At 38.1% G+C, this 21087-nt stretch carries 13 protein-coding genes; 8 read left to right on the forward strand and 5 right to left on the reverse strand.

The features are described 5' to 3' along the window. The first annotated feature begins 77 nt into the window (after positions 1-77). A complete protein-coding gene (locus HDT10_RS00250) occupies positions 78-401 on the forward strand; it encodes a hypothetical protein (protein ID WP_290878709.1) in 324 nt (107 codons plus the stop codon). 33 nt (positions 402-434) lie between these two features. Here the strand turns inward: HDT10_RS00250 and purU are convergent, their stop codons facing one another. Both purU and sppA read right to left on the reverse strand, forming a co-directional pair. After that, positions 435-1265 (reverse strand): formyltetrahydrofolate deformylase, encoded by an 831-nt coding sequence (gene purU / locus HDT10_RS00255; RefSeq protein ID WP_290878711.1) that lies wholly within the window; start codon positions 1263-1265, stop codon positions 435-437. Beyond that, entirely contained in the window at positions 1250-2158 is a 909-nt protein-coding gene (sppA, locus tag HDT10_RS00260; protein ID WP_290878712.1) for a signal peptide peptidase SppA, read from the reverse strand. The genes purU and sppA overlap by 16 nt, the downstream gene beginning before the upstream one ends. Positions 2159-2269: 111 nt before the next feature. Between sppA and lepA the strand changes: the two genes are divergently transcribed. Continuing rightward, positions 2270-4069, forward strand: a complete 1800-nt coding sequence (lepA, locus tag HDT10_RS00265; RefSeq protein WP_290878713.1) for a translation elongation factor 4 — start codon at positions 2270-2272, stop codon at positions 4067-4069. A gap of 24 nt (positions 4070-4093) precedes the next feature. On the opposite strand, the gene HDT10_RS00270 is transcribed toward lepA, so the two are convergent. Both HDT10_RS00270 and glnA read right to left on the reverse strand, forming a co-directional pair. Beyond that, positions 4094-6196 carry a hypothetical protein gene (locus HDT10_RS00270; protein WP_290878714.1) on the reverse strand — a complete coding sequence of 701 codons (2103 nt, stop codon included), beginning with the start codon at positions 6194-6196 and terminating at the stop codon, positions 4094-4096. Positions 6197-6370: 174 nt separating this feature from the next. Further along, positions 6371-7807 (reverse strand): type I glutamate--ammonia ligase, encoded by a 1437-nt coding sequence (gene glnA, locus HDT10_RS00275; protein ID WP_290878716.1) that lies wholly within the window; start codon positions 7805-7807, stop codon positions 6371-6373. Between the two features lie 296 nt (positions 7808-8103). Here glnA and HDT10_RS00280 point away from each other — a divergent pair, with 296 nt between their 5' ends. The 6 genes from HDT10_RS00280 (at position 8104) to HDT10_RS00305 (ending at position 19847) form a co-directional block, all read left to right on the forward strand. After that, positions 8104-8664 carry a DedA family protein gene (locus tag HDT10_RS00280; protein ID WP_290878718.1) on the forward strand — a complete coding sequence of 187 codons (561 nt, stop codon included), beginning with the start codon at positions 8104-8106 and terminating at the stop codon, positions 8662-8664. Position 8665: 1 nt separating this feature from the next. Beyond that, positions 8666-12118, forward strand: a complete 3453-nt coding sequence (locus tag HDT10_RS00285) for a homocysteine S-methyltransferase family protein (RefSeq protein WP_290878720.1) — start codon at positions 8666-8668, stop codon at positions 12116-12118. A gap of 1154 nt (positions 12119-13272) precedes the next feature. Continuing rightward, complete coding sequence (locus HDT10_RS00290; RefSeq protein ID WP_290878722.1) at positions 13273-14658, forward strand: major outer membrane protein; 1386 nt, start codon at positions 13273-13275, stop codon at positions 14656-14658. A 488-nt stretch (positions 14659-15146) separates the two neighbouring features. Beyond that, on the forward strand, positions 15147-17102 hold the full coding sequence (locus HDT10_RS00295) for a penicillin-binding protein 1A (protein ID WP_290878724.1): 1956 nt from the start codon (positions 15147-15149) through the stop codon (positions 17100-17102). 25 nt (positions 17103-17127) lie between these two features. Next, complete coding sequence (locus tag HDT10_RS00300; protein WP_290878726.1) at positions 17128-18831, forward strand: ABC transporter ATP-binding protein; 1704 nt, start codon at positions 17128-17130, stop codon at positions 18829-18831. Positions 18832-18887: 56 nt separating this feature from the next. Further along, positions 18888-19847: a chemotaxis protein gene (locus HDT10_RS00305; protein ID WP_290878728.1), complete on the forward strand. Its 960-nt coding sequence runs from the start codon at positions 18888-18890 to the stop codon at positions 19845-19847. Positions 19848-19940: 93 nt separating this feature from the next. On the opposite strand, the gene HDT10_RS00310 is transcribed toward HDT10_RS00305, so the two are convergent. Beyond that, positions 19941-21029, reverse strand: coding sequence for an ATP-binding protein (locus HDT10_RS00310; protein WP_290878730.1), 1089 nt, complete (start codon positions 21027-21029; stop codon positions 19941-19943). Positions 21030-21087 lie beyond the last annotated feature (58 nt).

Raw genomic sequence — 21087 nt, forward strand, 5'->3', positions numbered from 1 at the left:
ATTTTGCGATTCTATCCAATTTTGGAATAAAGTGTGCTTAGAGAATTGCAGAATTCTATTTTAGAAAAAGGCAGACAATGAAACAAAAAACCCTCAAGAAATTGTTTATTTTTGGTTACCTCGCGTGTGTTGCAATGTTTTTTGGCGGGTGTATTTCACCCAAAACAGATGCATTCTTGCTAGGTGCTGGGATTGGTGCGGGAATAACGGCGTATTTTATGAAAGGTGGTGAGATTGCGGGATATAGTGCGCGCTCATTACAAAGTGCTGGAGAAAGTAGTGGTGGGCAATCTTTGCGAGATTCGTCTATCCCGTCTGATTTAGAGTGGTTTTATTTGGAAAAAGAAATTTTTTCTGACATACAATTACAGAATCAAAGCAAAAGTTTGAGCCTGTTTTGAGATTCCAAGCTAGAATCTTTTAGCTTTTGTGAATCAAAAAACAATGGTTTTATTATTATAAACGAAAATCTTTTCCTCTAGGGCGAGATTGAGTGCTTTAGCGAGCACGATTTTTTCTACATCGCGTCCGCTTTTTTGCATCTCTTTCCAACTCATCGCGTGGCTTACTTTGGTAATGTCTTGATAGATAATAGGTCCCTCATCAAGTGCGTTATTGACAAAATGCGCCGTAGCCCCGATGATTTTCACGCCACGTTCATAAGCTTGTTTGTAAGGATTTGCCCCAATGAATGCGGGAAGAAAGCTATGGTGGATATTGATAATCTTGCCCTCAAATTTTTGGACAAATTTTGGACTTAAGATTCGCATATATTTTGCGAGCACAATATAATCACTTGGGAATCTTTCTAGAACTTCTAATACCTTTGTTTCGTGCTCTTCTCTTGTAAGATTCTCACTTGGAATACAAAAAAACGGCAGGTTAAACTTGTGGCATAATGGCTCTAAGAGTGTGTAATTAGAAATGATTGCCAAAATATCTGCGTTAAGCTCGCCGCTATCGTAGCGAATCAGTAAATCCCCTAAGCAGTGATTCTCTTTGGTACAGAGGATTACGATTTTTTTGCGTTTGGCTTCAAAAGCCTCTATATGGGCTTGCGGAGAGAGTAGGGAGCAAATTTTCGCCCTTAAGGATTCTATCTCGCAGTTTCCCTCTATTTCAGAACGCATAAAGAAAATATTATTTTCCTTATCTACAAATTCGTCATTTTTGAGGATATTTAAATTTAATTCAAAAATCACGCGCGTAATCTCTGCAATCAAGCCTTTTTGGTCTGGTGTCTGAATCTTTAGTATAATTTGCATTCATTTCCCTTTAGCCAAATTTTAGAGAATTGTTCTAACGCAAGCACGATTCCATTTTGCACGCCAAGTGCGAGATTTTCTCCAAAGATTTTTTCTAAATAAATGTCAATTTTATCTTTTTCTTCTTTGTGCCATTTGGGGTTTGTGATATTGGCTTTTTGGAAGAGTAAGTTTTGTGCATCGTCAAGATTACCGACTTTATCAATCAAACCAAGTTCTAGCGCACTTTGAGCACTTAGGATTCTGCCTTGTGCGAAATTTGGTTCTTTTTGTGATGGAATCTTACGCGCAGTCGCGACTTCCTCTACAAACATTTGATATTGTTCATAGACTAAATCTTGGAGCATTGTTTCTTCGTCTTTTGTCCAAGGACGCATAAAAGTGCCCGCTTCCTTATAGATTCCTGCCTTAAGAGTTTGTGGCTTGATTCCTAACTTATCCGCTAATTCGCTAATATCTGCTCCATTGATAATCACGCCAATAGAGCCTAAAAGTGCGCCACGATTGGCTACAATAGAATCCGCCCAAACGCCGGCTAGATAGCTTCCACTTGCCATTACACCTTGTGCATAGGCGATGATAGGAGTTTTTGCATTGATACGTTTAATAGTTTCAGAGATTTCTACACTTGGGGCAATCGCGCCTCCGGGTGAGTCAATAACAAGCAAGATTCCTTTGAGATTTGGAATTTGTTCTAGTTTTTTTAATTCCTCTAAGAAGCTATCACTTTGTAGAATCGCGCCATATAAATTGATTCTAGCGACATTTGCGTCTTCTAATGGCAAGTCGTCTTTAGGCATAAAAATCAAAACAATCACGAGTAAAAATACCAATGCTTTAAAATATTTAGTGATGAAGTCTAGCGGTTTGGTTAAAAAATCAAGAATTTTCATAAAACGCCTTGAGATAAAAATCAAAGCCCAAATTATAGCATAGCCAAAAATATTAAGTGTAAATTTGCTAAGATTTTGGCTTTAATATTGATGATTGAAGGTTAAATTTTAATGGACGCGGCACAAAAGATTCGTAATTTCTCTATCATTGCGCATATAGACCACGGAAAATCTACTCTAGCGGATTGTTTAATCCAAGCTTGCGGCGCAATTAGTGCGCGGGAAATGAGCGCACAGGTAATGGACACAATGGAGATTGAAAAAGAACGTGGAATCACAATCAAAGCTCAAAGTGTACGTTTAAACTACCATTATAAAGGCGAAAATTATATCTTGAATCTCATTGATACGCCCGGACACGTGGATTTTAGCTATGAAGTTTCGCGTTCTCTTGCGTCTTGCGAGGGGGCATTGCTTGTTGTAGATGCAAGTCAAGGAGTGGAGGCGCAAACGATTGCAAATGTGTATATTGCGCTAGAAAATAACCTTGAGATTATCCCTGTGCTAAACAAAATTGATTTGCCTGCTGCGAATGTTGAACGCGTAACAAGTGAGATTGAACAAACCATAGGATTGGATTGTTCCAATATTTTGCAGGTAAGTGCCAAGGCAAACATTGGAATCACGGAGTTATTAAATACGATTGTAGAAAAAATCCCAGCTCCAAGTGGCGATGTGAATGCTCCCACTAAGGCATTGATTTATGATTCTTGGTTTGATAATTATTTAGGAGCACTTGCGCTTGTGCGTGTGTTTGAAGGAAGTATTAAGGTGGGGCAGAATCTTTATATTATGGGCAGTGGGAAGAATCACGAGGTGTTAGGGTTGATGTATCCTCACCCTTTGCATCAAGAAAAAACAAAAGTGATTCAAAGCGGAGAGATTGGAATCGTGATTTTGGGGCTTAAAAATGTAACAGATATTGCAGTGGGCGACACGATGACAGACTTTAAGGTGCGCACAAAAGAGCCTGTGGCTGGATTTGAGCCGGCAAAACCTTTTGTATTTGCAGGGATTTATCCGATTGATACAGACAAGTTTGAAGATTTACGTGATGCACTAGACAAATTAAAGCTGAATGATTCTAGCCTCACTTATGAGCCTGAAACTTCTGTCGCATTGGGTTTTGGATTCCGCATTGGGTTTTTGGGTCTTTTGCATATGGAAGTAGTCAAGGAACGGCTAGAACGCGAGTTTGGGCTTGATTTGATTGCGACTGCACCAACGGTTGTTTATGAAGTGAGTCAAACCAATGGTGAGATTGTTTATATTCAAAATCCAAGTGAATTGCCACCAGAACAAAAAATCGCACAGATTAAAGAGCCTTATGTACGTGCAACGATTATTGTCCCTAGCGAATTTTTAGGCAATATCATTACGCTTCTAAACAAAAGACGTGGAATCCAAAAGAAAATGGAATATTTGCAAGAAACGCGTGTTTTGCTAGAGTATTGGATTCCAACAAATGAAATCGTAATGGACTTTTATGATAAATTAAAATCTTGCACCAAAGGCTATGCGAGTTTTGATTATGAACCTATTGATTATCAAGAGGGGGATTTGGTGAAGCTGGATATTCGTGTTGCTAATGAGATTGTAGATGCGCTTAGTATCATTGTGCCAAAATCCAAAGCCTATGAACGCGGTAAGGAATTGGTGGAGGCAATGAAAGAGATGATTCCGCGTCAGCTCTTTGAAGTGGCGATTCAAGCAAGCATAGGCAATAAAATCATTGCGCGCGAGACCGTCAAGTCAATGGGTAAGAATGTTACAGCAAAATGCTATGGAGGGGATATTACGCGTAAGCGCAAGCTACTAGAAAAGCAAAAGGAAGGCAAAAAACGTATGAAAGCTATTGGTAAAGTTGCTTTGCCACAAGAAGCTTTCTTAGCAGTGCTAAAGATTGATTAAGATTGCGAGATAGAATCTCGCTAATTATTGGTCTTTAGGAGCTTCTGCTGCGGGTTGTTGTGCGACTTGTGGATATTCTTCAACTTGTTCTTTAACTGCAACAAAAATCATTACATAAAGCGAACGTTTTGTGTATTCGGTAAAAGCACTTTGGGCAGGGTTACATACTTCGCTACAAATCAAATAATGTTTTTGTCCAATCGGAATAATTTTTTTGAAACTTTTTAAATTTTTGAAGTCAAATTTTTCAGTTAAATTATAGTTTTCAAAATTAAAATCCTCTTTTGTAGTTGCTAGGATATTTTTTTGACTATCAAATGCAACGCCAAAGATTTCACTTTTATCTGATAAAACCGCAGAATCTTCTTTAGGCAAAGCATTAGTTAAAAATTCTTGAATTTTATTGGAATCCAAAACATAAAGCAAACCACCCAAGAAGCGATTATTTTCCCCTTTGATAACATTATAGAAAAGGAATGTTTTTTTGTTGTCATAGAAGATTGTGGGTTCATAGTTTGAGGTGATGAGGTTATCAGTATTGCTACTAAGGCGGTCAATAATGCTAACTTTTTTTGCATTATATTGTGCATCGTCTAAAGCGTTTTGCAAGGTATTACCCTCTTTATCAAACAAAATGATATTATAAAAGTTTCTAAATGTTTCTTTTAAATGCTCTAAAAGTGTTTTTGTGTTTGTAAGTGTTTCAGGTGTGAGATTCCCTTGTGCGTGTTCGCTCAAATAAGCTTTAAATTCTGTTTCGTTTTTTATCCAATTGGAATCCTTGCCGCATTCTTTAAAGAGGCTATCCATCATTAGCACAGAGTATTGAGAATAATAGCTAATGACATTAAAGAGCGCATTATAAATTCCTTTTTGTAGCTCTTCTGTAGATTGGACACAGAGTGTATTCATTTCTTCGCTTAGGATTCGGATATTGTTTAGAATCGGATTGAGCGCATAGGAGTGGCTTTTAGACGCAATGATTTCACCATTAATAACAACATCTCCCAATTCCTCGTTGATATTCTCGCTTTCTGCAATCACCATATCCAAGTCTTTTGTAACCAATAAAGAATTTTCCAATAAAAAGGGGTCAATTTTATGATTGGTTTGTTTTTTGGTGTCAAACGCAATGTAAAGCGGCACGATTCTACAAATACGCCATTGTTCAGCAATGCTTGTAAAGCCGCCTATGTTTCCAATTTCTCGTAATGCAACCATACAAGCTTTAGAACGATATTCTAAAAAGGTATAGTCTTTGTGCTCTGCAAGATTGAGTAATTGCCCATTTGGAAATACACGCGTATTATCGGAAAACAAAATATGATTTTTAGAATCAATGATAATAAGGTTGGATTGTGGCAAACGATAGGGGAAACTTTCAAGGATTGTTTTGTATTCTTCTTGAAAATTAATAACTAAAACCAATGTGATAATGGGTGCTTGCTCTTTGCTTTGGCGCAAAGGCACGACAAAGAAAAATTCTGTTCTTTCTTGCTCTTGTTCTTTGGTGTTATAGAAATCAACCTTTTGGTAAAATTCTCCATAGCTTTCCAACTTGTGCGCTTCGAGGACAGATGCTAATTTGGTTTTATAGGCAATAGCGTATTTTTGTCCTAAATCAATCGTTTGCAAAAGCGAACCATCATTTTCATAAAGCAATATATCTTTATATAATGTACTATTAGAACCAAATTTTTTAAGATAAGAGGTAATCGTTTCTAAGGCTGCTTTGGATTTTTCTGGGTCTTTACCTTTATGGGAATCAAATTCTAGGCATAAGTTTAGTAAATGCCTGCTGTTTGCGAGTTGCAAAATGTCTTCGTGGCGATTATGAAAATAGAATTTTAAAATTTCAGAAACAATTTTGACTGAAGTGTCCGCCTCTTCATAGGAATTGAAAAAGTTTTGCTCTAATATGGTTTCAATGAGTTTATCTTGAAGATTTTCAAACTTTTCTTGCGTCTCTTCCATATAAGTAAAGAGGTTTTCCGCAATATCAAGTGAGCTGATTTTTCCTGTTAATGTCGTTTTGCTAAGTAGGTTGTTGAATGACGCAAATTGAGATTCATAACGTTGAACCATTGGCATATAGTTACTTAGAAGTTTGATGGTTGAAGACTCCATATTAAATCCCTAAAAATTAAAATGATAGAATTTTTTATTATAACAAAATTTTAGATATTTTAAAATAAAATTGACTTGATAGGAAAAGTTTATGATGAAATCTTTATCGCGATGATTTTGATTGGTGTTGTGGCTTGCAATTTAACAGAATTGCAAGCCATATTCAAGATTATCTTAGCAGCTATAAGTTGTGATAAATTCAAAAGGATGCGGACGTGCTTCCCAGGGCCAAATTTCGGTTTCAAATTTGTATTGCTTGTAAGTCTGAATGAAATCTTCAGTGAAGACTTTGCCTGCTTTGAAAAATTCTTTATCCAATAGCATTTCTTCTATCGCACTTCTTAGAGTGTGTGGAAGTTGTTTAATGCCTTTTTCACGAATCTCATCTAGGGTGAGTTCAAAGAGATTCACTTCCATAGGAGCACCGGGGTTTGTTTTATTGATGATTCCATCTAAGCCACCCATTAGAAGTGCTGCAAAGGCTAGGTAGGGATTGCTTGAGCTATCGGGGAAGCGAAATTCCATTCTTTTTGCTTTTTCTCCGCTATTATAAGGAATCCTAATGCTTGCACTGCGATTCTGTGCGGAGTAAGTTAAAATGCTTGGTGCTTCAAACCCCGGAATCAATCGCTTGTAGGAGTTAGTGGAGGCATTGGTAAAAGCTGCAATGCTTCTTGCGTGTTTCAAGACACCGCCCAAGAAGTGCATTGCCATTTCGCTTAAGCCCTCATAAGCGTCTCCTGCGAAAAGATTTTTTCCATTTTTCCAAATGCTGATATGCGTGTGCATTCCGCTTCCATTATCGCCATAAAGTGGTTTTGGCATAAAAGTCGCTGTTTTGCCATTAAGGTGGGCAACCATTTTGACGACATATTTGAGCTTTTGGACATTGTCTGCTGCCTCTAGCATATCTCCAAATTTTATCCCCACTTCGCCTTGCCCTTGCGCCACTTCGTGATGCACGATAAAAGTCTCCAAGCCTACTTGGTTTAGCACTTTGACAATTTCTGCGCGTAAATCTACCATAGAATCCACCGGTGCGACAGGAAAATAGCCTCCTTTTGTGCCCGGACGATGTCCAAGATTCACCCCCTCATATTCTTTAGAGCGATTCCATTCTCCCTCTTCGGTATCAATTTCATAATATTGACAATTTACAGAATCTTTCATCTTAATAGAATCAAAGATAAAAAATTCATTTTCAGGACCAAAATAAGCTATATCCCCGATTCCGCTTGTTTGTAGGTGTTTTACCGCGCGTTTGACAATGCTACGTGGGCATTTGTCGTAAGGTTTGTTTTCATAAATATCCCACACATCACAAAACACTACCACCGTCGTATCCGCAGTAAAAGGGTCAATGAAATAACGCACAGGGTCTGGGATTAGAATCATATCTGATTTATTTACGGGTTGCCACGCAGGAAAAGAGCTTCCATCAAATGGAATCCCCTCAAAACTACTTTCATCAATAGAGCTTGCACTGAAAGAAAAATGATGCCAAACGCCTTTGATGTCTGTAACGCGGAAGTCAATAAACTCTACTTCATTTTCTTTACAAAAATCAAAAAATTGCTTAATTGCTTCTTTGCTAGCCACAGGTTTTTCCATAAGATGAATCCTTGAGAATAAAATTTGCGCAATTCTACAAAGTTTTTGTTTAATTATGATTGAATAAAAACTTTCGTTTTTAACTCTAAAAGCGCAAAAGTAGTGCGTCCTTGCGAGGACTGCAAAAGCGAAGCAATCCATAATCTTAATATATTCATCAAACTAATTAATGGAATCTTAAAGGATAAGATTTTGTATTTTTGTTTTTTAAAGCCATAAAAATAAGCAGAATCTACTACAAAAAAGAAAAATTTTGCTAAAGTTTTATTCCTGATTGCTAGAACTTAAGGACAGATATGCAAGAAACAATAGATTTAATTGCGAAATATGGCTATGCGATTTTATTTTTATATTCCTTAGGGGGAGGATTTATTGCGCTCGTGGGTGCAAGCATTTTGAGCTTTGCGGGGAAAATGGATTTGAGCCTTAGTATCTTAGTAGCCGGTGTGGCAAATTTTTTGGGTGATTGGTTGCTTTTTTATCTTGCGCGTTATCAAAAGGCAATGATGCAGCCCTATCTTGCGACACATCGGCGCAAACTTGCCTTAGTGCATTTGCTTATGCGCAAGTATGGTTCGGTGATTTTAGTTATCAAAAAATATATTTATGGGTTTAAAACCCTCGTGCCGCTTGCGGTTGCACTAACCTCTTATTCTTTGGTGAAATTTAACCTTTATAATGCGATTGGTGCGGTGATTTGGAGTGTAAGCATCGGGGTTTTGGGATATTTTTCGGGTGGAATCCTCATCAAAGGTTTTGAGCTCATAGGGGATTATCCCGCCTTAGCTCCTGTGTTTTTGGTTGTCTTGTTGGGTGGGCTTTGGTTATGGTTAAGTCGTGCGACAAAAAGGCGTTAAATTGAGCATTCAAGAACTATTAAAAAAACGCGTCTTGATTCTTGATGGCGCAATGGGCACAGAGATTCAAAAGCAAGCCATTCCCACTTGGGGAGAAAACGCACGAGGTGAGAAGCTAGAGGGCTGCTCCGAAGCTCTCAATCTCTATGCTTCGGAGGTGATTGCAGGGATTCACACGAGCTATTTACAAGCAGGAGCGAATATCCTTAAAACCAATACTTTTGGCGTAATGCCTTGGGTATTGGCGGAGTATGGATTAGAATCCCAATGCAAAGAAATTGCAATACGTGGAGTTCAGCTCGCAAAAGATTGTATGGAATCCTACCGCAAAAATGCGCTAGAAAATCAGCAGGACGCGCTTTTTGTCGCGGCTTCTTTAGGACCGGGCACAAAATTACCAAGTTTGGGGCATATTGATTATGAAACAATGTTTGAAGGATATTGTCAATGTGTAGAGGGATTTAGAGAAGCAAACGCGGATATTGTCTTGCTAGAGACTGCACAAGACCCTTTACAAATCAAAGCCGCTTTGCACGCGTGTGAGGCAATTGCTCCAGAGATTCCTATAATGGTGTCTGTTACGATTGAAACCAATGGAGCAATGCTAATCGGCACAGACATTACCACGCTTTTTCATATTTTAGAGCCTTTTTCACTGCTTTCTTTGGGAATGAATTGCGGGCTTGGACCGGATTTGGCGCGCAAGCATCTGCTTCATCTAAGCGAAGTGTGTAAATTCCCTATTTCAATCCATACCAATGCGGGTTTGCCAAGCAATCGTGGGGGTGTAACTTTCTATCCTATGGAGGCAGAGGAGTTTAGCGAGATTGAAAAGGGATTCTTAGAGATTCCCGGAGTGGCATTGCTTGGGGGTTGTTGCGGGACGACGCCAGAGCATATTAGATTGCTTGTGCAGAAAACAAAAAATGCGATTCCCTTGCCACCAAAGGGGAATTATCAGCCGAGCATCGCTTCGCTTTTTGGCGCGTTAGAGCTCAAGCAAGAGCCCGCTCCACTGCTCATTGGTGAAAGGTCTAATGCCACAGGTTCTAAGGCGTTTCGTGAGTTACTACTCGCCGAAGATTATGAAGGGGCATTGGGTGTCGGAAGTGCTCAAGTGCGTAGTGGGGCGCATTGCCTAGATGTTAGCGTAGCGTTTGCAGGGAGAGATGAAAGTCGTGATATGCGAGAACTCATTACGCGTTATGCAACTCATATTCCCTTGCCTCTAATGCCAGATTCCACGCAAGTTAGTGCGTTAGAAATCGCCTTAAAACTCATCGGCGGACGCCCTATTATTAATTCTGCTAACCTAGAAGACGGCGTAGAGAAGTTTGATAAAGTCGCGAAACTAGCAAAAAAATTTGGTGCGGTGCTTGTGTGTTTGAGCATTGACGAACAAGGAATGTGCAAGACTTTTGCGCGCAAAGTTGAATGTGCTAAAAGAATGATGGAACGCGCTGTAAATGTGCATAAACTGCGGGAAGAGGATATTATTTTTGATACGCTTACCTTTACGATTGGGAGCGGAGATGAGGAATATTTCACCGCAGGGATAGAGACGCTCAAAGCGATTCAAGAACTACACAGGCTTTATCCTAAAGCCGGAAGCACTTTAGGGCTTTCTAATATCTCCTTTGGCTTGAGCAAAGAGGGGAGAATTTGCTTAAACTCTGTCTTCTTGCACCACGCTATTTTAAGCGGTTTAAGCACTGCAATTGTAAATGTCGCGCATTTGATTCCGTATGCGCAAATGGAGAAAGAGGACATTCAAGTTTGCGAGGATTTGATTTTTAACGATTCCCGCACAAGTGAGCCTCTTTATGCGTTTATTAAGCATTTTGAATCCAAAGCAGGTATGCAGTTGCAAAGCACAAAAGAGGAGGAGAATTTAAGCAAGGAAGAAAGAATCGCTAAATACTTAATTAATGGTGATTTGACTGCAATGCAAAAACTTCTGCCCCTAGCAAAAGAAAGCATTTCTCCTGAAAGAATTATCAATGAGATTCTAATTGACGCGATGAAAGTCGTAGGCGAGAAGTTTGGCAAGGGTGAAATGCAGCTGCCTTTTGTCTTACAGAGTGCGGAGGTGATGAAAAAGAGTGTAGATTACCTCAATGAATTTTTACCCAAAAAACAAAGCAAGCATAAAACAACCATTGTGCTTGGCACGGTCAAAGGTGATGTGCATGATGTGGGTAAAAATTTAGTAGATATTATCTTAAGCAATAATGGTTTTGAAGTGATTAATATCGGAATCAAGGCGGAATTAGAGCGGTTTTTGGAAGTCATAGAATCAAGAAAGGTAGATTGTATCGGAATGAGTGGCTTGCTCGTCAAATCTACTTTGGTGATGAAAGAAAACTTAGAGGAGCTTAAAAATCGTGGAATCACGATTCCTATTATGCTCGGCGGTGCGGCACTTAATCGGAATTTTGTAGAGGAATACTGCAAGCCAAATTATGATGGCATTATTTTCTATTGTAAAGACGCCTTTGATAGTGTGGCGGCAATGCAAATCATTCAGAGTGGAGACTTTAGCGATTTGACTTTGCCAAGCCAGAGGGCGCATTCAAAGGCGAGTGAGGCAGAAAGTCGCAAGGAATCGCGTTTAGCCCAAAAACTCGCAAAAACAAGCGTGCAAGATTCTAAACCCTTGCCGACACAATGTGAATTAAGCTTTGAATATCCTACTTATCAAGTGCCATTTTTGGGGCGCAAAGTCTTGTCTTTAAACGAAAAAGAGATAGAGGAAGTCTTCGGACTTCTTGATAAAGACTTGTTGTTTAAGCATCGTTGGGGTTATAGCAAACTCAAGAAAGACGAATATTTGGAGTTAAAGAGACGCGAATTAGAGCCGATGTTTGAGACGCTCAAGCAAGAATTAATCACGCAAGGAATCTTTGCGCCTATTGTGCTTTATGGATATTTCCACACGCGCACAAAGAAGCCAGAGAATTTAGAAGAGGGCTTGATTTTGGAGTTAAGCACGGATTCTACCTTTAGCAAAAGAGAAGAATTTTTGTTTCCAAGAAGTCGTAAAGTGCCTTATTTGTGTCTTGCGGATTATTTCAATCCCAAAGGCGATATTTGCGCATTGCATTTAGTCTCAAGCGGACACAAACTCGCGCCTTTTGAGCAGCAGTTATACCAAGAATCCCAATACCATAAATATTATTTAGTGCATGCTTTGGGTATGGATTTAGCAGAAGCATTAGCAGATTTTGTGCATATTCGGGTTCGTAGAGAGCTTGGGCTAGATTCTCAATGCGGGCAGCGATACTCCTTTGGCTATCCTGCGTGTCCGGATTTGGCATTGAGTGAGGGGCTGTTTAGGCTTTTGAATCCAGAGGAATTTGGCATAACTTTAAGTCAAACTTATCAAATGACGCCAGAGGCTACGACCTCCGCTTTGATTGTGCCACAAAAGGAAGCGAAGTATTTTGCGCTTTAATCTCTCCTTATGCGCTTATGAAAGCTTTCCATGCGTCATTATAAGCGTAAGTGAAGCAATCCATAATCTATAATTTCACCTTTTCTTACATTTTGCAATTCTGTTGTTAATTTATGCAATAAATACGCTTCTACAAGCTCTTTAAAAGAAATAAAAAAGAATCGCAAAGCAAAAAATCACTCAAATTTAAACTAAACTTAAAATAACATTGTAAATTAAATCTGTTATTGATACTTTCTTAATACTCAAAAATCATTTTGAATCTTTCAAAAACATCTTTTTCTCTTTTTTTCTAGTTCTACTCTACTTTTTGCTTTTAGCCTCTGTTCCATATCCGCTAGGGTTTTAGCAAGATGTGCTAAATTATGTTTTGTTAAGATTTGCTTTGAAATGTATTAGCTCTTTCGTAGTAGTTTTTGTATTGTCATTTGTTTTGTTTGTGATTTAGCGCAGGTTGTTTCTTTGGATTAAGGGGTGGAATCCCTTACAAGCAGACACTTAGAAATAAGTGGCGGATAGCTTGTATCCTTTATTAGTAGAATTATAGCATTTTCAGATTAAAATTAATTAGTCTTGCGATATAATCTCTATATGAGTAAATTAGACAAAAAGAAAGCAGAACTTGACGACCTAAAGACTTGGCGTAACTATGCAGTTACTTCTTTGCTTGCTCTAATTGCTTTTATTTTTACAAAAAGCAATGAATCCACAATGCACTTTTATTAATTGTTACCTTATTTTGCTGTTATAGTGCTTAGAATAGGTATTATAATATTGCAAGTAAAAATTAAGAAATTAATCAAAGAGATAGGAGAGTTGTAATGGAGATTTTAATGATAAGTGCGGCAGTGTTCGGCTTTTGTTACTTCTTTACTGCTTGCTATATTGCAATGAGTTAATTAGAATTTTATTTTGAGATTAAAAATACAAGAAACAATTTTTGAAAGAAATTAATAAACTTGAAAAGGAAAAAGAATAAAATGTGATTTTTAGATTTTTTGCTTCCGCTTCTAGTTCCTCTCGCGCTTTTTCTTATTTAATTTAAAGTCAAAGCGAATTGCCATTACTTTGATGCCCCCTAAGCGTAAATTTTAAGTAAATTTTAAGTAAATTTTAAGTAAATTCACACCCTTTAACAATAACAAGGAGTCAAAATGAAATTTGTAAAACTTAGTTTAGCAGCCTGTATCGCAGTATGCGGAATCGCAAGCTCTGCAAGTGCGCAGGATTTAGAAGAAGCAATCAAGGGCGTAGATGTCAGCGGTATGTTGCGTTATCGTTACAGAGATGATAGATATACCGATAGAAACTATGTCAAAAACAATGCGGATAAAGGTGCTGCAAGACACCAATGGCGTGCGGAGGCATTGTTCAAAACTCCCGTAATGGACGCAGTGTCTATGAATCTAAGCGTGCGCTACCATAACCCAGAGCAAAATGTGAATCACGGGAATGATTTTCCGGGTTTAGGCAAAGGACTAGGTTCGGGTAAAGATAGCAGCTTCGGTGTAGGAGAGTTTAATGCCGTCATTACTCCAGACTTTACCAATACAACGGTCAAAGTAGGTAAAATGATTCTTACTACTCCGCTAAACGACCCGCTAGATGATAGAGGAACAGGGATTTTGGCAGTCAATTCGGATTTGGAGCATTGGACATTTGTCGGTGGGGCGTTTGATTCTTGGAGTATTGATGATTTCCAAACAGGCTATGTAGATCCTGCGACAGGAACAAACAATGGTGGCTCTATCACTAAGCCACTCTACACATTTGCAGCATTGGCAAACTATGAAACGAGTGCGGGAAATATTGAGGGGCAGATTTGGGGATTCAAGATTGATGATATTTTAGATAGCGGAATGTTTTTGCAACTAGGCTTCAATAACAGCCTTTTCCATATCACAGGGCAATATGCGTTTGCGAATTTAGACAATGATCCTAAACATCTGCTTGCGCAAGCAGCTTATGTCGGAAGAGTACGTGGCGGAGCAGATCTCTATACTTTGGAAGCAGGCGTGAGATTCCACGACTATGAAGTGCCTTTAGCCTTGAAGCTTGGCTATATGGGCAATACAAAAGATTCCTATGCGGTTTCTTTGGATAATGAGGGAAGCTTTAATAAAGTAGGGCAAATTTGGTTTGAAAACAACGCCACAGGTGTGAGCATTTCTACATTGCCAATTGAGGGACAATCTATGCCCGGAGTGCTTGAAGGTAATTCCTTGAGTGTTTTCTATGCTAGCTTGAATTATGATGTTTTGGATAATCTTAATGTCGGCATTGAATATGTCAATGGGACAAATGAGTTGAAATATCTTGGGACAAACAGAGGGGATATTGATTTCCAAGAAATCACTCCTGTCGTGCGATGGCAATATAACAAAAACCTAACTCTAAGTGCGTATTATGCGATGCTCACGACTGATAGGGATAAAAATGTAACACCAAAAAGTGTAAATGGCGGTGCAGAACTAGCCGCAACAGCTCCCGATTCTGAAGACAGAAATCGTTTGCAACTAGAAGTGCGCTATACTTTCTAATGCCTCTTTAGCCTTTTTATCAAGTGATGGATTGCCACGATTCCTTGCGGAAGGGCGCAATGACGAGGTAGGACACTGAATCTATGCAATATATGGATTGCCACGAATGCTACGCATTCTCGCAATGACATTTTCCACCGCGTCATTGCGAGGCTTTAGCCGAAACAATCCATAATCTTGCATACTTGTGATTCTCTAATCCTGTCATTGCGAGAAATGAGCGTAAGCGAATGACGAAGCAATCCATAATCTAAAATCTTGCCTTTAATTTTACGATTCCATTGTTTGATTTACTGAAGTGTAGCATTATAGATTGCCACAGCCTTTTACAAAGGCTTCGCAATGACGGCGATAGTAGAACAGATTGCCACACCGATAAATCGGCTTGCAATGACAACCCGCAATATCAGACACAGAATTGCATTGCTTAAAACTCGTCTTTAGAATTTCTATGTTAAAATCTAAAAGTTTTTATTTTTAGGGAATTTATGAGTTTGTTTGCGAGTTTTATAAAAATTTTTTTGAGAATCTTAGCTGTTTTTGGGATTGTTTTTGCTATTGGAATCGTGATTTTTGTTGTGCAAATCTATTCTGAAATTCGTAACGATACAGATAAAATCGTTCATTATCAGCCACCAATTGCAACGCAAATCTTTGATAGGCAGGAACGATTAATTGCAAATATCTTTGATAAAGAATTTAGATTTTACGCGACTTTTGAGGAGATTCCTCCGCGCGTAGTTGAGGCTCTTTTGGCGATTGAGGATACTTTATTCTTTGAACACCCCGGTGTGAATGTTGATGCGATTGCAAGGGCAATGCTTAAAAACATTAAAAATGCCCGCTATGCAGAGGGCGGAAGTACAATTACGCAGCAGTTGATTAAAAATATCGCTTTGACGCGTGAAAAAACGATTGAAAGAAAAATTAAAGAATTTCTTTTGGCATTGCGTTTAGAGACAATCTTGACCAAAGAAAAAATCCTAGAAGTTTATTTGAATCATACTTATTTCGGGCACGGATTCTATGGAATCAGAACCGCAGCACTTGGGTATTTTCGTAAAAATATGGAAGATTTGACGCTAAAAGAAATCGCAATGCTAGTTTCTTTGCCACGTGCGCCGAGTTTTTATGACCCGACAAAAAATTATGATTTCTCTTTAGGACGCGCAAACAATGTCTTGCAAAGAATGTATGAAGTGGGTTGGATTTCCCAAGAAGTGCTAGATTCCGGGCTTAGTGAGCAGCCTAAAGTCTATAATGATACATTAACCCAAAATGTCGCACCCTATGTGGTAGATGAAGTGCAGCGGCAGTTAGTGGGATTAGAGGACTTAAAAACCGCAGGTTATAAGATTTATTTAAATATTGATTTGGATTATCAAGACATTGCACAAGAGGCATTGTATTTTGGCTATGAACAGATTTTATCACGGCATAAAGAGGACAAGGATTTACAAGAAAAATTAAATGGTGCTTTTGTCGTGCTAGAGAACAAAACAGGAAAGATTCTTGCACTCGTTGGGGGTGTGGATTATCAAAAAAGTAATTTTTCTCGTGCAACGCAGAGTAAAAGACAAATTGGCAGTAGCGTTAAGCCCTTTTTATATCTTAGCGCAATCAATTCGGGATTGGCACAAAACTATCAGATTCCAGACATTGCACGCACTTATGAGTATAGGGTGGGGAATGTGCGCAAAAAGTGGCAACCCAAAAATTATGCAAAATCTTTGAGCGGTTTCATCTCGCTTAAGACTGCTTTAACGAAATCCTTGAATTTAGCAACAATCAATCTTGTGGAAGAAGTGGGATTTGATAGAATCTATAACGAAATCTTAGAGTATGGGTTTGAAAATGTGCCGAAAAATTTGACGATTTCATTAGGGAGTTTTGGGGCTTCTCCATTGGAGATGGCAAAAAACTTTATGGTGTTTTCAAATTATGGCAAAGTCATCACCCCAATGCTTATAGATAGAATCGTAGATACGCGGGGAGATATAGCGTATTTTAGCGGTGAAGAGCGTGAGTTAAGCAAGCCTAAGCAGAGTTTTTTGATTGTGGATATTTTGCAAAATGCAGTGAATGCAGGCACAGGAAAACGCGCAAAAGTAGAGGGCATTGAATTAGCAGGGAAAACAGGGACAACAAACGATAATGTAGATGCGTGGTTTTGTGGATTCTCCCCTAGTATTGAGGCGATTGTATGGTATGGTAAAGACGATAATACGCCTATGGGGCATAGTGAGACGGGAGGTATCGCACCCGCACCAGCCTTTGCTTACTTTTTTGATAAAATCCTAGAAATTGACCCCGGATTGGAACGTAAATTCACAATACCTAGTGGCGTGCAAAGTCGCATAGTAGAGGGCGAGAGGGTTTATTATACCGATGAGTCCCCGATTAAATATCAGCCAAAAGTCAATTATGACACGATTATTTTTTGATAGAAATAATTAAAGGAGTTGGTTTTTGAAAAATTTTTTTAAACATTTTTTTCCTTATGTCAAAAATTATAAATTATATTTTCTCTATGCTGTGATTGGCACAATTTTAGTTGCAGGCTCAACTGCTGCAAGTGCGTATCTTGTCAAGCCTGTTTTAGATGATATTTTTATTCAAAAAGATACCACAATGCTTCAGATTCTGCCCTTTTTGGTGGTATTGGCATATTTTGCTAAAGGTTCGGGGGCGTGGATTCAGAGTTATTTTATGAATTTCATAGGGCAAGACATTGTGCGCCAAATTAAAGAAATTCTTTTAAGCAGAATCTTGACTTTTGAAATGGATTTTTTTAATCGTTATCGCAAGGGAGAACTCATCTCACGCGTTATAGGCGATGTAGGTGCGATACAAAATGCGGTTTCAAACTATTTTGTTGATGCAATTAAACACGGATTAACAATCATTGGGTTAATTGGTGTAACGATTTACCAAAGCCCAGAATTAGCGTTTTATGGACTTGTTGTAATGCCTTTGGCTCTCTATCCTATCTCAAGAATCGCAAAGAGTATGCGCAAAAATTCTAAAAAACTACAAGAGAAAAATGCAGATTTGTCCTCTAAACTCATTGAGATTTTTAATAATGTGGAACTCATCAAGGTGAGTGCGGGCGAAAAAATAGAGTGTCAGCAGTTTGCAAATCAGAATAAAGAATGGTTTAAACTTTCAATGAAAACCGTGAGGGTTTCTGAACTCACTTCACCTTTAATGGAAACGATAGGTGCGATTGCGATTGCAGTCGTAATTGTGATTGGTGGATATAAAGTCATTGATGATGAGATTACTGCAGGGGCATTTTTTTCTTTTGTAACCGCGCTTTTTATGATTTATACACCTTTTAAGGCATTAAACAATCTTTATAGTAAAATTCAAATCGCTTTTGCTGCAAGTGATAGAATCCTTGAAATGCTGAATAGACGCCCAAGAATCCAAGATGGAGAAAAAAATTTAAAAGAACAGATAAAAAAAGTTGCATTTAAGAATGTGGATTTGTTCTACCAAGAAAAGCAAGCGTTAAGCAATATTAATTTAGAAATTAAACTTGGAGAAAGTATCGCACTTGTGGGTAGTAGTGGAGGGGGTAAAAGCTCGTTGGTTAATCTGCTCTTGCGTCTTTATGAGCCAAATCGTGGAGAAGTGAGCATTAATGAGACAAATATTCAGGAATTTACACAAGAGAGTTTGCGCTCAAAAATCGCGATTGTAACGCAGAGAATTTTTATTTTTAATGATAGTATTGCCCAAAACATTGCTTATGGTAGTGAAATGGACGAAGAAAAAGTCAAGATTGCTTTGCAGCAAGCGAGAATCTTGGAATATGTGGAATCACTGCCAAATGGTATTCACACAATGTTAAATGAGTTTGGCGCAAATTTAAGCGGGGGTCAGCGTCAGAGAATCGCCATTGCGCGTGCGCTTTATAAGAATCCGGAAATTTTAATTTTAGATGAAGCCACAAGTGCATTAGATAACAAAACAGAAGAAGAGTTTCGGGAAGCATTAAGTAATTTGCTTGCGGATAGGATTGTGATTATTATTGCTCATAGATTCTCAACGGTCTCATTAGCGCAAAAAATCTATTTTTTCCAAAATGGAAAAATCATCGCCAATGGAACGCAAGCGGAATTGTTTGAAAAATGCGAATCCTTTAGAGAATATTATAAAACTATTTAAAACTTTTATGCGCTTTATGTTATAATAGTGGAAATTTTTAAATTTAAGGTTTGGAAATGTCAAATTTATCCAATGTTGATCAAATAACCAATCTACACAGAAACAACGAATTACAGCTCTTATGCTTTAGGCTTGAAAAAGATAAAGATTTGTATGCAGTCAATGTGTTTAAAATCCGTGAAGTTGTCAAATATCGTGGAGAAATCACGGTGGTTTCTCACGAGGGAAGCTCGTTGGTAGAGGGGCTGATTACAATTCGTGAGCTCACGATTCCTTTGATTGATTTGCGTAAATGGTTTTATTATGATTCAAGAGATAAATCTAAAAATCTTGAACCTTATGCAATTACACGTAGTCCCGGCGATGACGAAGTGATTATGATTTGCGAGTTTTCTAAATGGACGGTAGGGGTAAAAATCTATGAGGCAGATAGAATCCTAAACAAAAAATGGACAGAGATTGAACAAAGTGCAGGAATTGGTAATTCTGGATTAAATAGCAAACTCGTCAGCAGAACGCGTTATTTTGACGGACGTTTAGTGCAAGTAGTGGATATTGAAAAAATGCTTGTAGATGTATTCCCTTGGATTGAAACCGAGAAAAACGATGAAATGAATAAGATTAAGCAGATTATCACTAGCAAAGAAGTTTTACTCGCAGATGATTCTCCAAGTGTTATTAGAACAATGCAAAACATTCTTAAGAAAATCGGTGTGGAGCATAAGTCTTTTGTAAATGGGCAAAAACTACTAGATTATGTTTTCGCTGACGGGACAGATATTTCTAAAATCGGGATTATTATTACAGACTTGGAAATGCCAGAGGCAAGCGGGTTTGAAGTTATTAAACAAATCAAAGCCAATGCGCTCACCTCTAAGATTCCTGTTGTCGTCAATTCCTCTATGAGTGGAAGCAGTAATGAAGATATGGCGCGCTCATTGAATGCAGATGAATTTATTTCTAAATCCAATCCGGTAGAAGTAGAAGACGCTTTAAGACGTTTTATGCTGAAATAACTCTCCTCAAGCCTTTGGGCTTGATTTCTTTTAATTTACTTTTTCTTTATTTTATCATCGTAGGATTCTTATTATTTTTTGAGCGAAAACACTTTAAGAGATTTTGGGGAGAGAATCCTGCAAGGCAAATTCTCCAAAAGGCAAGATTTGGTAAGGTGTGCCTAAATTCTCGCCCGATTCTTTATGGTTGAGTGTTAGGATTAAAAACGAATCGCAAAATTCACGCTCTTTGGTAATTTTATACAAACGTTTTTCAAGAATGGAGGGTTGAATGAAAGGCACACAAAGAATCCCAATAGAGAGATTGGGCAAATAAAAGTCTAGCTTATCGGTATAGAAGATTGTCTCTTTGAAATGATAGAGCAATTCTAAAAATATCATATTTTCAAACAATAAGGCAAAATTCCGCTCATAAGAGATAGCGTTTTTAAGCGTAAAGTCCCAAAAGTATAATTTTTTGGGTGTGGATTCGTGTTCAAATTTCGTGAGCCAAAACAATATTTTGCTTGCATTTAAATCCTTGCAATATTCATAAAATCTGTCTTTTGAGAGTTTTCCCTCTTTTTTGAGTTTGGTAAAGATTTGGTGAATAGAGACTTTCTGCCCTAAATGCGAGATAAGATTTTGCAAAATCCAAAAATTACTAGAATCTCCAGCAAGAATCTTTAAAAATTCTCCTTTCTTGTATTCGTTTAAATGTTCTAGTAGATTACCGAATTTTAGATATAGGTTTAAACTCTCCTCCATAGGCATTTTACGCATTTTTGTCCATTCTTGGAAAGTAATAGGCGGAATCTCTAAGAGAGAATAATCCTTATGCGTCAAAGGGGATTGCGAAATGATTGTAATGTGTGGTGTATGGGTAATGCAATCTAGTAGGGCAGGTGAAAAAAGAGAGGGGTTAAAATGGTCAATAATCAGAAGTTCAATCTTTTCTTGTTGGAGAAAACTTGGCAAGGATTCTAAAATTTTATGAGGATTTAGCCTAGAATCGTTTAGGTTTAAATACATTTTTTTGAATGTGTTAAATTCTGTCTGTGCGTAGTAATTCAAGATAGCTTCTGTCTTGCCAATGCCTCTTGCGCCATATACGCAGGTTTTTTTATCTAAAGTGAATGGTAGGTTGCGGTGAATTTTGCTTAAATGTTTAGGATAGGATTCCAAGACTCTTTCTAATTCCATACCACGCCTTTTTGTTTGAATCGCAAAATTATAACGTAAAGAAATTGGATTCGCACTC

Source organism: Helicobacter sp. (genome assembly GCF_014799995.1).
Taxonomy (GTDB): domain Bacteria; phylum Campylobacterota; class Campylobacteria; order Campylobacterales; family Helicobacteraceae; genus Helicobacter_D.